At 36.4% G+C, this 13516-nt stretch carries 15 protein-coding genes and 1 tRNA gene; 11 read left to right on the forward strand and 5 right to left on the reverse strand.

All coding sequences use genetic code 11. From position 1 onward, the window contains the following. Positions 1-24: 24 nt before the first annotated feature. From IGK21_RS05430 to IGK21_RS05440, 3 genes are all read right to left on the reverse strand, one after another. Positions 25-639: a LysM peptidoglycan-binding domain-containing protein gene (locus IGK21_RS05430; protein WP_252703198.1), complete on the reverse strand. Its 615-nt coding sequence runs from the start codon at positions 637-639 to the stop codon at positions 25-27. 355 nt (positions 640-994) lie between these two features. After that, a complete protein-coding gene (locus IGK21_RS05435) occupies positions 995-1204 on the reverse strand; it encodes a DUF378 domain-containing protein (RefSeq protein WP_010719419.1) in 210 nt (69 codons plus the stop codon). A gap of 623 nt (positions 1205-1827) precedes the next feature. Next, positions 1828-1910 (reverse strand) — tRNA-Leu (locus IGK21_RS05440). A 68-nt stretch (positions 1911-1978) separates the two neighbouring features. On the opposite strand from IGK21_RS05440, the gene IGK21_RS05445 reads away from it, so the two are divergent. The 4 genes from IGK21_RS05445 (at position 1979) to nagA (ending at position 5767) form a co-directional block, all read left to right on the forward strand. Continuing rightward, on the forward strand, positions 1979-2140 hold the full coding sequence (locus tag IGK21_RS05445) for a hypothetical protein (RefSeq protein WP_181878293.1): 162 nt from the start codon (positions 1979-1981) through the stop codon (positions 2138-2140). 143 nt (positions 2141-2283) lie between these two features. Continuing rightward, positions 2284-3501, forward strand: a complete 1218-nt coding sequence (locus tag IGK21_RS05450) for a pyridoxal phosphate-dependent aminotransferase (protein ID WP_010719417.1) — start codon at positions 2284-2286, stop codon at positions 3499-3501. 206 nt (positions 3502-3707) lie between these two features. Beyond that, the gene (locus IGK21_RS05455) at positions 3708-4544 is read left to right on the forward strand and encodes a helix-turn-helix domain-containing protein (RefSeq protein WP_010719416.1); all 837 of its coding nucleotides are present in this window, start codon (positions 3708-3710) and stop codon (positions 4542-4544) included. Positions 4545-4618: 74 nt separating this feature from the next. Beyond that, positions 4619-5767: an N-acetylglucosamine-6-phosphate deacetylase gene (gene nagA / locus IGK21_RS05460; RefSeq protein WP_010719415.1), complete on the forward strand. Its 1149-nt coding sequence runs from the start codon at positions 4619-4621 to the stop codon at positions 5765-5767. Positions 5768-5931: 164 nt separating this feature from the next. Here nagA and IGK21_RS05465 read toward each other — a convergent pair whose 3' ends face one another. Next, entirely contained in the window at positions 5932-6696 is a 765-nt protein-coding gene (locus tag IGK21_RS05465) for a DeoR/GlpR family DNA-binding transcription regulator (protein ID WP_053766402.1), read from the reverse strand. Between the two features lie 217 nt (positions 6697-6913). Between IGK21_RS05465 and ulaG the strand changes: the two genes are divergently transcribed. The 7 genes from ulaG to IGK21_RS05500 are packed head-to-tail and all read left to right on the forward strand — an operon-like array spanning position 6914 to position 12518. Continuing rightward, the gene (ulaG, locus tag IGK21_RS05470) at positions 6914-7981 is read left to right on the forward strand and encodes an L-ascorbate 6-phosphate lactonase (protein WP_181914930.1); all 1068 of its coding nucleotides are present in this window, start codon (positions 6914-6916) and stop codon (positions 7979-7981) included. A gap of 16 nt (positions 7982-7997) precedes the next feature. Beyond that, positions 7998-8450, forward strand: a complete 453-nt coding sequence (locus IGK21_RS05475) for a PTS sugar transporter subunit IIA (RefSeq protein ID WP_034866766.1) — start codon at positions 7998-8000, stop codon at positions 8448-8450. Between the two features lie 12 nt (positions 8451-8462). Beyond that, positions 8463-9953 (forward strand): PTS ascorbate transporter subunit IIC, encoded by a 1491-nt coding sequence (locus tag IGK21_RS05480; protein ID WP_181914931.1) that lies wholly within the window; start codon positions 8463-8465, stop codon positions 9951-9953. Positions 9954-9996: 43 nt separating this feature from the next. Further along, entirely contained in the window at positions 9997-10296 is a 300-nt protein-coding gene (locus tag IGK21_RS05485; RefSeq protein WP_010719408.1) for a PTS sugar transporter subunit IIB, read from the forward strand. Between the two features lie 14 nt (positions 10297-10310). Then, on the forward strand, positions 10311-10952 hold the full coding sequence (locus IGK21_RS05490) for a 3-keto-L-gulonate-6-phosphate decarboxylase UlaD (protein WP_181918556.1): 642 nt from the start codon (positions 10311-10313) through the stop codon (positions 10950-10952). 2 nt (positions 10953-10954) lie between these two features. Continuing rightward, a complete protein-coding gene (locus IGK21_RS05495) occupies positions 10955-11815 on the forward strand; it encodes an L-ribulose-5-phosphate 3-epimerase (protein WP_034700353.1) in 861 nt (286 codons plus the stop codon). Then, positions 11802-12518 (forward strand): L-ribulose-5-phosphate 4-epimerase, encoded by a 717-nt coding sequence (locus IGK21_RS05500; protein ID WP_034700355.1) that lies wholly within the window; start codon positions 11802-11804, stop codon positions 12516-12518. Before IGK21_RS05495 ends, IGK21_RS05500 begins: the two co-directional genes overlap by 14 nt. 165 nt (positions 12519-12683) lie before the next feature. Here IGK21_RS05500 and IGK21_RS05505 read toward each other — a convergent pair whose 3' ends face one another. Further along, a complete protein-coding gene (locus tag IGK21_RS05505; protein ID WP_010719404.1) occupies positions 12684-13466 on the reverse strand; it encodes a MerR family transcriptional regulator in 783 nt (260 codons plus the stop codon). Positions 13467-13516 lie beyond the last annotated feature (50 nt).

A 13516-nucleotide genomic window follows, 5' to 3' on the forward strand; every position in this document is an offset into this window, starting at 1 on the left:
GCTTTTTAAACAAGCTATTTTATATTAGTACCAACCGTTTGCTTCCCAGAAAGATTTAGCTGCTTCCCATGAGCCATAACGAGAAGATACGTATTGTTCAGCAACTCGTTCTTGGTTTGCTGCTGAATAGTCACCATTTAAGTAAGAAGAATCTAATTGGTAACGTCCGATGTAACGACCGTTTGTTGCTGTATAAGAACCGCTAGATTCTTTTTGAGCGATCCATTCTTTCGCTGAGCTTGTGTTTGTTGTCGCTGGTGTTGCTTGTGCCGCTGTTTGCGTTGCTTGTTGTACTGGTTGAGCAGGTGCTGCTTGTTGTACTGGTTCTTGCTTCACTGGTTGTTCAGCCACTGTTTTTGTTTGAGCAGGCGCTTGATAAGCTGTTTGTGTTGTTGCTTGTTCGCCTGTTGGGATTGTTAATTGTTGACCTGAATAAATCAAGTTGATGTTTGAGATTGAATTTTTTTCTGCAATAGTTTGGATCAAGGAGTTATCACCAACGTATTTTTGAGAAATCGTTGATAGCGTATCACCTGATTGAACGGTATAAGCTTCGTCCGCATGTGCAGATGTTCCCATAAAGAATAGTGCGCCGGCAGTCAAAGTTGTTCCTAATAGTAATGTTTTAAGTGATTTCATGTAAAAGCTCCTTCGTAAATTTAAAAATAGTTTTGTTGTGACCAACGAGGAATACTTTACCACGGGGATATATTTCATAGGTAATAGCTTTATGACAAATCTACCTTTTTTGTAATATTTGAAGTAACATATGTAATCGAAAGCGATTTCTTTGTCGTAAAATCAAGCATAATGTCTCTGAAAAGAGTAGCTGTCTAGTTATTAAGAAAAGGTTAATCTCACGTTTTTCTGTAGAAAAAATCTCTCTTTTGTCTCGAATAACGCTTACATGAATATAAATAAAAACAGTCATGAGCATACAAACTAACGCTCATGACTGCTTTATTTATATTAGGAACAGAGGATAATTAAAAAATTATCGTTCTACTCTATTTGTAATAAGTGGAAAGAATTTCAAACAATAAATAGCACAAATTCCTACAATAATATAGATCGCTTTAGCTAGAATTGTCGTAGATCCACCTGCAATAGTAGCAACTAAATCAAATTCTAATAAACCAACCAATAACCAATTTAATCCACCAACGATCAACAATGTTAAAGCAATAATGTCTAAAGTTTTCATTTGTTATTTCTCCTCTCCATATTTGACATACTCTAATTATAAACTAATTTTTATATTAGTACTAAAATACTGCTTAAGCTTATAAAATAAGGTTATAAGCTGGTAATGTCATCTTTATTTATAAGAATACGAGTTTGATGATGAGAAAAAAATGAAATATATAGGTCAAGAAAGAGAAATGTCCAATGGAAAGCAAAAGGATTCAAGAACTGTAAACAAGCGTTACACTATTTAAAAGAATCGATTGAATAAGCGTTCAATTATGGTTCCTAATATTCATCGTTCTCATAATTCTTTTACAGTATAGGTCATAGGTTGTAAGTATAAAAAATGATCAAGATGGGCAAAATAGAAGGCATGCAGATAAAACAATACTGATTTCATTGCTTAATCGTAATAAGGAGAAATAATCAAAAAAGCTATCTTATGAAACATAAGAAGGAACTGTCCATAGTAATCATTAGCAGTAAATTAACAGGAAGAGTAAAATAGAAAGAAGAATTTATGCGTAAAATTATCAGAAGTCAGGTCGTTTAGTATAACGAACAGTAAGTTTATTAATAAGACGTGAATAAGAAAACAAAAAAACGTAGAGCACGGAATGCTCTACGACTAGTCATTGATGCAGACGATGGGATTTGAACCCACACGAGCGTACGCTCACAAGACCCTCAATCTTGCATGTCTGCCGTTCCATCACGTCTGCGTATAATAACAATAAATTAATGATAGCGAGTATTTCCGCAGATGTCAAGATGAAAAGGGAGAGAAAAAGTGGAAAAATATGATGGGGAGTTTTCTATCTTAGGAATGAGTGTTGGGCTAATTCTTGGTATTGTATTGAAAGATTTGTCTGCCGGAATTTTTTTGGGTGTTATTTGCGGAATTGCTATGGACTGGGGTGCGAATTTCTTCAATGAATATCGACGGAAATGAGTTTGAAAACTAACTAAATTTTCTTATGGTTTTACTTAAAATTGTGGTAAATTTTAGAGGGATAGAGTATGATATTGAAAATAAGTAAAAAATAAAAAATCAGAAATTTCTGTTTATTTTGAAATGAGGGATTGGATAGCGTTATGAGAGAATTTGAAAAATCCAATAAACTAGAAGGCGTAAGCTACGACGTACGTGGACCTGTGTTAGAAGAAGCCGAACGTATGCAAGAAGAAGGGATCAGTATTTTGAAGTTAAATACTGGAAATCCTGCCCCCTTTGGATTTGAAGCGCCAAATGAAGTGATACGTGATTTGATTATGAATGCACGAGATTCAGAAGGCTATTCTGATTCTAAAGGCATTTTTTCAGCAAGAAAAGCGATTGAACAATATTGTCAAATCAAAAAGTTCCCCAATGTGACGATCAACGACATTTATACAGGGAATGGAGTCAGCGAACTGATCACAATGTGTATGCAAGGTCTACTTGATAATGGGGATGAGGTTTTAGTTCCGATGCCTGATTATCCATTATGGACGGCTTCAGTATCACTGGCTGGTGGAAAACCTGTTCATTATATATGTGACGAACAAGCAGAATGGTATCCTGATATTGATGACATTAAATCAAAAATAACGAGTAGAACAAAAGCAATCGTGATCATCAACCCAAATAATCCAACTGGAGCATTGTATCCAAAAGAGATTTTAGAGCAAATCGTGGAGATTGCTCGTCAAAATCAATTGATTATTTATTCTGATGAAATTTATGATCGTTTAGTCATGGATGGTTTAGAACATATTCCAATCGCTACCTTGGCACCAGATTTATTTGTCGTGACGTTGAATGGTTTATCTAAATCCCATCGTGTTGCAGGATTTCGTGTTGGCTGGATGGTGTTGAGTGGAGATAAATCACATGTTAAAGGCTATATTGAAGGATTGAACATGCTTTCTTCGATGCGTCTTTGTTCCAATGTATTGTCTCAGCAAATCATTCAGACGGCATTAGGTGGTTATCAAAGTGTGGATGAATTATTATTACCTGGTGGGCGTATTTATGAGCAACGAGAATTTATTTACAATGCCATTAATGACATTCCCGGCCTTTCTGCAGTAAAACCTAAAGCAGCGTTTTACATTTTTCCTAAGATTGATACGAAGCGTTTCAATATTTTAGATGACGAAAAGTTTGTTTTAGATTTCCTACATGAACATCATATCTTGCTGGTTCATGGTGGGGGATTTAATTGGCATCAACCGGATCATTTTAGAATCGTTTATTTACCAAAGATGGATGATCTGAAAACGACTGCTGTCAAAATGCGTGAATTTTTATCGACTTACCGACAAAAATAGCCTGTCATGGATGTTTTTACTCAAAAGAGCCGAACTCAAGTTTTGGCTCTTTTTGGTGTGAGAGATGAAATAATCACTAGCTAAATCAAAAATAAGGAAGGAAAAAAGTCGGACAAGTTTTTGATAGGACTTTTCTTGATGTTTCTTCTTCCGTAAAGTAAAATATTGGTATAATGCGAATACGCATATTTTGAAGGAGGATGCTTATGGAAACGTTGGTCGCTTCCTTTGGTACAATCATAAAAGAAATTCGAAAAGAACAGAAGATGACACAAAAAATGCTTTCGCAAGATATTTGTTCACAGAGTGTTTTAAGCAGAATTGAAAATAATGAAGAGCTACCAAATGTTGTTGTAATGGCACAAATTTGCCAACGTTTAGGCGTAACGATCGATCATGTCATGCGTTTATCTCATGGGAAAATTCGAGCGGTCTTAAAGAATTTTGAGTTAACAGACTTGTATTTTCAGCAACGAGATTATCGCAAGCTGGAACAAGTGTTAAAATCGCCAGAGGTTACAGAAAATTTGTACGAAGCTGCGGATTTTCAAAAATATTATTATTATTTAGGCGTCTGTGAATTTACATTACGAAAAAATATTACTCAAGCACTTAGTTATTTAAAAGAAGCGCTCTCCTATTCGACGTTAAAAGATCGAACACAAGTGACGGATGTTGAGATCCAGCTAGTCAGTTGCATTGGCAAAATCTATGGCGTAGCTGGCAAAACTGCGGAAGCTAGGTACTATTTAAGTCGTAGTATCCAACTCTTCCAAGAGACGATCCAAGATCGAACCAAAAGTGAGTTTACTCAAATTTTTTATAACTATGGAAGCTTTTTGTTGCACCAAGGAGAAATTGAACTATCTTTAGAACAAGTAAATCAAGGAATACGGTGGGCGCAAGACAAAAATAGTTATTATTACCTTAACGATTTATTTATTTTAAAGAGTTTGATTTATAAAAAGAAAGGTGAAATCAATAAAGCTCTCTTTTATGAAGAATTGGCACAATCAGTTAAAAAAATAGCAAAAAGTCTCTAAATGGTGTAGACCATTCTTGACTTATCTCCAAAATAAGAGTACCTTTAGGATAGAAAATCAAAGGAGAGAGAAGAATGAGAACTTTTATCTACGCAGACAAATTCTTTTTGTCATCCGGTGTCAAAAATGCAGGTTATCTTGAAATCACTGATGGTCTTTTTGGGGAGTATACCCAAAACACACCTGAAGGAGAAGTCAATATCATTGATCAAAGCGGAAAATGGATCGCTCCTGGTCTAGTTGATACGCATATTCATGGCTATATGAACCATGATGTGATGGATAATGATGCAGAAGGTGTGAAAGCAATGTCAGAAGGATTGCTTTCTTGTGGAGTAACATCGTTTTTACCAACTACTTTAACATCAAGTAAAGAACGTTTAAAAGATGTAGCTGAAACAATTGGAAAAATGTACCAAGAAGCTCCTGGAGCAAAAATTAAAGGAATCTATTTTGAAGGACCATTCTTTACGGAAGAACATAAAGGGGCGCAAAATCCAAGTTATTTTGGAGACCCTGATCTTGATACTTTCCATGAATGGCAAGAAGCTTCGGGCGGACTGATCAAAAAAATTGCCCTAGCCCCAGAACGAAAAGGCGTTGAAGAGTTTGTCAAACAAGTGACAGATGAAGGCGTGGTTGTTTCATTGGGTCATAGTAATGCGACGATCGATGAAGCACAAAAGGCAGTAGAAGCAGGTGCCAGTGTCTTTGTCCATGCGTATAATGGCATGCGTGGATTAAATCATCGTGAACCTGGAATGGTTGGTGCGCTACTATCGCTAGAACATGTTTTTTCAGAATTGATTTGTGATGGGCATCATGTTCATCCAAATGCTGCTCAAATTTTAATGGAAAAAGCAGGTCATGACCATGTGGCATTGATCACTGATTGCATGATGGCTGGTGGAATGCCTGATGGCAATTATAATTTAGGAGAATTTCCAGTGGTCGTGAAAGATGGAACTGCTCGCTTAGAATCAGGTAATTTAGCAGGAAGTATCTTGAAATTAAAAGAAGCAATCAAAAATGTAGTAGACTGGGGATTAGCTACACCTGAACAAGCTGTGATGATGGGAAGCTTAGTACCAGCAATCAGCTGCAAGATCGATGATACTTGTGGCAAGATCGCAAAAGGACGGGACGCTGATTTTATCGTATTGAATCCAGATATGACTTTAGAAGCAACATACCTAGATGGTGTAGAACGTTATCACGCTTAATAAAAAGACTGTTATTAAGTAAGTAGGAGCGAACCATCGCTGAAAGGCTGATTTGAAGAGCTTTGACTTAATGGATCAGATCATTTTATTTGAACATCATTCGTAAATAAGCAAAAGCCGATGTGGCTGGGACAGAACCTTGTTCCATTCACACCGGCTTTTTTTTAACTGATTTGGATGACTTTCACCCCAACATTTTTGATTTCAGCAATTACTTTTTCAGAACAAAACTTGTCAGTAATCAAATAATCAAAAACAGAAATATCTGCAATTTTAAATTTTGATGTTAAACCAATTTTACGATGATCAGCAACTAGAATTTTACATTTAAACGTTTGACGAATCATCATTTCATTGATCGTTGATTCATTGAGAATTTTAGTTGTTACGCCATTATCGAGCGACACACCACTGCAACCAATGATACAGACATCAGCATTCATTGAAGAAATGGTATTTAATGCGATATCACCCACTAATGCTTCTTTTGGAAAGCGCATCTCACCTCCAGTCAAGATATAATTGCAGTTTTCTTTATGAGGGGAGTAAGTGATTTTTACGTTATTTGTGACAATTGTCAGGTGATTGGCACGTACATATTCAACCACTTTAAGTGCAGTAGAACTAGAATTGATGAATACGGTATCATAATCATTGATGTATTTACAAGCTTCACGAGCGATTGATTGTTTTAGTCGTTCTGGTCCAGATTGATCAAAGTCTGTACGATTATCATAATTATAAGAACAAAACCCGTAATGACGAATGATCTCATTTTTTTCTTCTAATAAATTTAGGTCTCTGCGTATTGTACTAATAGAGACTTTTAAAGATTCAGCTAACTCATATGTTGTCATTTGCTCTTTTTGTTGTAATCGCTCCAAAATATCCTTTTGACGCTTCTCAATATTGACAATGGAATTTTTCATTATTTACCCTCCTATTTGTTGCCTATGTATATGATTTTTATCGCTCCAAAGATTCATATAAAGTTTATTAACTATATATATCATACTAAAAAAATCAATTAACTTACAAAAACGATCATATAAATAACAAACAGTCATATAAAAGGGTTTTCATGTTTGTCGTTGCATATTATGATTTAGATGTCAACAAAAGAAAGTTCTTGAGAGGAGAATTACAATGAGCAAACATGTCAATGATGTCACAAAAGAAAATTGGGTTTTAGAAACATTTCCTGAATGGGGTACCTACTTGAATGAAGAGATCGAAACAGAAGAAGTAAAAGAAGGAACGGTTGCGATGTGGTGGTTAGGTTGTACCGGGATTTGGTTAAAGACGCATAAAGGGACAAATATTTTGTGTGATTTATGGTGTGGGACAGGTAAACGTAGTCATGGAAATGGGATGATGAAAAAAGGGCATCAGATGATGCGAATGAGTGGGGTTCAAAAAATGCAACCGAACTTGCGGACGCAACCTTTTGTGATTGACCCTTTTGAAATGAAAAGTGTAAACGCTTTAGTTGTCACGCATATCCATTCGGATCATTTGGATATCAATACAGCAGCTGCTGTTCATCAAAATTGTCCGAATGCAAAATTCATTGGTCCTAAAGAAGTAGTAAATACTTGGTTGAACTGGGGAATTCCAAAAGAGAAAACGATAATCGTCAAACCAGGAGATGAAGTCAAAATTGAGGATGTAACTATCGTTGCTTTAGAAGCATTTGACCGTACAGCATTAGTCACTTGTGAAGATCCAGAGGAAACTTTAAAAGGGAAAATACCTCAAGAAATGGATGAGATCGCTGTGAATTATCTATTTGAAACATCGGGTGGAAATATTTATCATGCTGGAGACTCTCATTATTCTAATATGTTTGCGAAACATGGGAACGAACATACTATTGATGTTTGCCTAGGTGCATATGGTGAAAATCCACGAGGTATCACGGATAAAGTGACTTCTGTCGATATGTTGCGAATGGCTGAGTCATTAAAGGCTAAAGTAGTCATCCCTGTTCATTATGATATCTGGGCAAATTTTATGGCTGATCCAAAAGAAATTACCGAAATATGGAAGTTTAAAAAGGATCGCTTGAAGTACGATTTTAAACCATATATCTGGCAGGTAGGAGGCAAGTTTACCTATCCAACGAACAAAGACGACCTGGAATTTAATTTCTACCGTGGTTTTGAGGATGTATTTTCTGTAGAAAACGATACACCATTCCCGTCATTCTTATAGAAAAGAGGCTAACAACATGTTGAAATATTTTTTGGATCAAGGCTTGGTGAAATATTCCGATAAAGAAATTACTGATTGGAAGGAAGCTGTTGCTGAAAGCTGTCAACTATTATTAGATAAAAAGTTGATTGATCAAAGTTACGTAGATGAAATCATCCAATGTGTAGAAGAACATGGTCCTTATATCGTGATTGTTCCCAAAGTGGCAATGCCACATTCTTCAGCAGATAGTGAAGGAGTTTATGGAACAGCTATATCATTCACTAAAATGAAAAGACCCATTCAATTCGACCAAGAAGAAAAATCAGCAAGTTTATTCTTTACTTTAGCAGCCAAAAATGTAGATCAGCATATGGAAAATATTCAAAAATTGTCTGAGTTGTTGATGATAGATGGACTAATTGATCGTTTGGCAGATACCGATTCGATTGAAGACTATCGAGTGGTGATGCAAGAGTATAACTTATAGGAGGAAAAAAGAATGGCTGATTTTTTATTGAGCATTTGGACTTATTTCGCTACAAACATCTTAACTCAACCAGCTTATCTGATTGGTTTTATTGTACTGCTAGGGTACATTCTCTTGAAACGTCCATTTTATGAGTGTATTGCTGGTTTCTTGAAAGCAACAGTCGGTTACTTCATTTTGACGGTTGGTTCAGGAGGATTAGTAAACAACTTCCGCCCCATTTTAGTAGGTTTAAAAGAACGGTTTAATCTGGATGCGATGGTCACCGATCCATATTTTGGACAAAATGCCGTTGACTCTGGATTAGAGGAAACATTTGGTCGTACATTTGGGGATGTCATGATTTTACTTTTGATTGCTTTTGTTATGAATATCTTACTCGTTCGTTTTCAAAAATATACAAAATTACGTTCGGTTTTTACAACTGGAAATGTTCAGATTCAACAATCTGCAACTGCTTTTTGGATATTATTATTTTGTTTTCCCTCTTTAGGAAGAATTCAAGTTCTGATTTTTATGGGACTGATTTTAGGCTGTTATTGGGCAGTAGCTTCTAATTTAACAGTTGGTATCACCCAGGAGTTAACCGAGGGCGCTGGTTTTTCTGTGGCACATCAGCAAATGTTTGGTATCTATATATTTGCGAAGTTAGCCGAGTTTTTAAAGAAACGTGATCAAAAAAATGAACACTCTAAAAAAGTGGATAAAAAATTGGAAGATATTGAATTACCAGGTTTTTTATCTATATTTAATGAAAATATGGTAGCAACTTCTTTATTAATGCTTTTATTTTTTGGAATTATTTTGTTAGTGCTAGGAAAAGATTATTTGATTCAAGCACAGTTTATGCAAGAAGGACAAAGTTTCTTGTTCTATATTATGACAACATCATTGAATTTTGCTGTCTACCTAGCCATTTTACAATTAGGAGTCCGTACTTTCGTGGATGAGCTAACACAATCTTTTCAAGGGATCTCAAATACAATCCTACCAGGTGCGGTTCCTGGGATTGACGTAGCTGCTACTTTTGGTTTTGGTTCACCTAACGCCGTAACCATTGGCTTCTTGTTTGGTGCCTTAGGTCAATTTTTGATGATTGCCTTACTCATTTTGTTCAAATCACCAACCATCGTGATTGCTGGTTTTATTCCATTGTTCTTTGACAATGCAGTTATCGCAGTTTTTGCCAACAATCGAGGTGGTTTCAAAGCCGCCTGTCTATTCCCATTTCTTTCTGGAATCATTCAAGTTGGTGGATCGGCCGTTTTTGCAACTTGGATCGGCATGTCAAAATATGGTGGCTATCTCGGTATGTTTGACTGGGCCACTGCTTGGCCATTATTTACTGTAATGATGAAGTTTTTGGGGTATGTTGGTATCGCATTAGTCGTGGTTGGGCTATTGATTATTCCACAATTACAATACCGTAAAAATCCAGACGGGTACTTTTTGATCGTCGATGATTATGAGCAATATGCAGAAAAATATCACAACGAGAATTAAATACAACAATAAAATTAAAATGAACACATAGGAGGAAAACATAATGAGAATTTTAGTATCTTGCGCAAACGGGTCGGGAACAAGTTTGATGATGATGAGAAGCGTCGAAAAGGCAATGAAAGAACTAGGTGTGTCAATTACCAAAATCCATCATTGTGCAATTTCTGAAGGAAAAAGTTCTGCGACTCAGTATGATGTCGTTTTTACACCAGTCAATTTTTTGAATATGTTTATCCAAGCAGAGAAAAAAGGAATTACAGTGATTGGCATTAAAAATGTCATGTCAGCCAAAGAAATTGGTGAAAAATTTGCTGAATCAGCGTTGTATCAAAAATCTAAATAAAAGAGGAAGACAAAATGAGCAGACCAAAATTACAGATTGCTTTGGATCATAATGATTTAGAACAAGCATTAGCAGATGTATTTCAAGTAGGGGATATTGTCGATATTATTGAAATTGGAACCATTTTATGTCTGCAAGAGGGGCGCAAAGCCATCAGCTGTATTCGTAGCATGTTTCCAAGGAAAACAATTGTTGCTGATACAAAATGTGCGGATGCCGGGGGCACGGTAGCCAAAAATGTAACTGATGCCGGTGCGGATTTTATGACTGTTATCTGCTGTGCTACTCTGCCAACCATGGAAGCAGCTCAAAAAGAAGTGAAGGCATTGCAAGTCGAACTGTATGGGGATTGGACCTATGAACAAACAGCTGAATGGCGGAGGATCGGTATCCAACAGGTGATCTATCATCAAAGTCGAGATGCATTACTTTCTGGTGAAACTTGGGGAGAACGGGATCTGACAAAAGTAAAGAAATTGATAGAAATGGGCTTTGCAGTTTCTGTGACAGGTGGATTAAACGTGGAAACATTGAAATTATTCGCAGGGATTGAAGTGGAAACTTTTATAGCTGGAAGAGGGATTTCTAGTGCGGACGATCCTGCAAAAGCAGCCAATGATTTTAAACAAGAAATGATTCGCATTTGGGGGGAATAGACTTGGCTCAAATCGGAATTTATGAGAAGGCACTACCAAAAGATATCTCTTGGAAAGAGCGCTTTTTATTAGCAAAGGAACTTGGTTTTTCCTTTATTGAGATGTCGATTGACGAGACAGATGAACGCCTAGCTCGACTCAATTGGTCTGACGAGAGGATCAATCAAATACGCAAAGACATGAAAGAGACGGGCATACGGATCAATTCCATTTGTCTGAGTGGTCATCGCAGGTTTCCTTTTGGCTCTTCAAATGAAGCGTATCGGATAAAAGCCAAAGAATTGATGGTCAAAGCGATCCGACTTGCTCAGCGCTTAAGTATCAAAATTATCCAAGTAGCCGGATACGATGTCTATTATGAGAAAAAAACAAGGCTATCACGAAAATTATTTATTGAAGGACTCGAAGAAAGCGTCAAAATAGCTTCTGAATATGGAATAATCTTGTCAATTGAAATTATGGATGATCCATTTATGAATTCAATCACTAAATTTTTAGAAATCAAACGCCAGATTGATTCACCATATCTTCAAGTCTACCCAGATCTTGGTAACCTTTCGGCTTGGCAAGAAAACGATCCAGAACGTGAACTAGAAAAGGGAATCGAATGGATTTCTTCCATCCACTTAAAGGATACCTATCCAGTAACAACTGAATCATCAGGTCAATTTCGTGATGTTCCTTTTGGCGCAGGCTGTGTTGACTTTGAGGGTTTGTTAAAGAAACTCAAACAGTTGAATTATAATGGGTCATTTTTAATTGAAATGTGGAGTGAAAAAAATCCGGATTTTAAAAAAGAAATCGCAGCAGCAAAAAGCTATCTTTATCCGAAGCTAAAGGAGGCAGGTTATGAGTTTGCGTAATCCGATCATTAAAGAAATGAAACAACGTGTTTATGAAGCAAATTTGGCACTACCTCAATATGGACTAGTTAAGTTGACTTGGGGAAATGTCAGTGAGATTGATCGAGCGCTTGGGGTGATCGTGATCAAGCCAAGTGGTGTAAAGTATGAACAGATGGCTCCCGAACAAATGGTAGTGACTGATCTAGCTGGAAATCCGCTAGAAGAAGATGGGATGAAGCCCTCTTCTGATTTATCGACTCATGTGATTTTGTATCAAGCTTTTGAAAAAATCAATGCTATCGTCCACACGCACTCCACTCATTCAGTCATGTGGGCGCAGGCTGGTCGAGACTTGCCTGCCTATGGAACAACTCATGCGGATGCTTTTTATGGAACGATTCCTTGCACACGGCAATTAACTGAAGAAGAAGTTAAAAGTGCTTATGAAAGAAACACTGGTCATGTGATTGTTGAAACGTTTCAAGAGAGACAATTAGCTCCCACTGAAGTTCCTGGTGTATTCGTTTATGGACACGGCCCATTTACTTGGGGTGAAACCCCTGCAAAGGCGGTAGAGAATAGCTTGATCTTAGACGAAATATGCTTAATGGCTAAAGAAAATGAAAAAATTAATCCTGCTATGCAATCTATTCCACAATATCTTTTAGATAAGCACTACTATCGAAAACATGGGATGCATGCATATTACGGTCAAAAATGAAGAAGCTTGCGGGGGCTTACTTGAAGTCTTCACATTTATTGATTCGTAGCACTTAGTAGCAAATTTTTATTCTTGATTTATAAAAGAGTTACTATGTCTGAGTTTGATGTCTGATGTCAAACTCAGACGTAGTTTTTTCTTGTATAAATACTTAGTTATCCAAAGCTACGATTCAACTAAAATTTCTAAACGCGTCACATATTCTTCTGGCTTATTCGTTTCGTGAAAATCAATCAGATAAGATTCATAAAATGGACTGGCTCTATGAAGCGAATGGGTAGTCAGGTAGTTCATGATGGTAGCAATTCCTTTCTTCCTTTGTTCATAGTCACCTTTAAAACTATAACTAAGATAATTTCCAGCAGGGAGTATCTCAGCATCCTCATTTTTAATCGTAAGATCAGGACAAAAATAAAATACTTGATAGGTAAAAGGATCTTCTTCTAAATGGATGATACTACCAAAAAGATTTTGATTATTAGTGCTTAATAAAGGTTCGTATTTTTTATGAAGTTCTTTTAACGAAAAGTCGATTTGTTCATCCGTCGCAACCGTAGAAGCTTTAAGAATCAGTCTTTTCGGTTGCTGCACTAATAGCACTTCTTGATAGTCTATGCTTTCTGCTTCTTCAATTAACTGGACACGTTCGATTAATAGTTCGATTTTTTTTTGTGAGTCACTGATGAGTTGATGAAGTGCCTCGATTTCAAAAGCTAATAATTCTTTTGTCTTGCTGATTTCTTTTTGCTTCAAATAATCGGCGATCTCAGTAATGGAGACGTCAAAATAACGTAGGTCACGGATGGTATTCAGTTGTTCAATGTGTTCGTAAGAATAATTTCGATAGCCATTTTCATCATAATCCGGTGTAATCAAACCTAATTTTTCATAATAGCGTAAAGTATGGGCTGTAATATCATAGAGCTTTGCTAATTCATTGATTTTCAAATCATCACTTCCATTGATCAGTCATTTTAAGTAAGGTTATTTTACTACGA

The organism is Enterococcus sp. DIV1421a (assembly GCF_051711025.1).
GTDB lineage: Bacteria > Bacillota > Bacilli > Lactobacillales > Enterococcaceae > Enterococcus_B > Enterococcus_B hirae.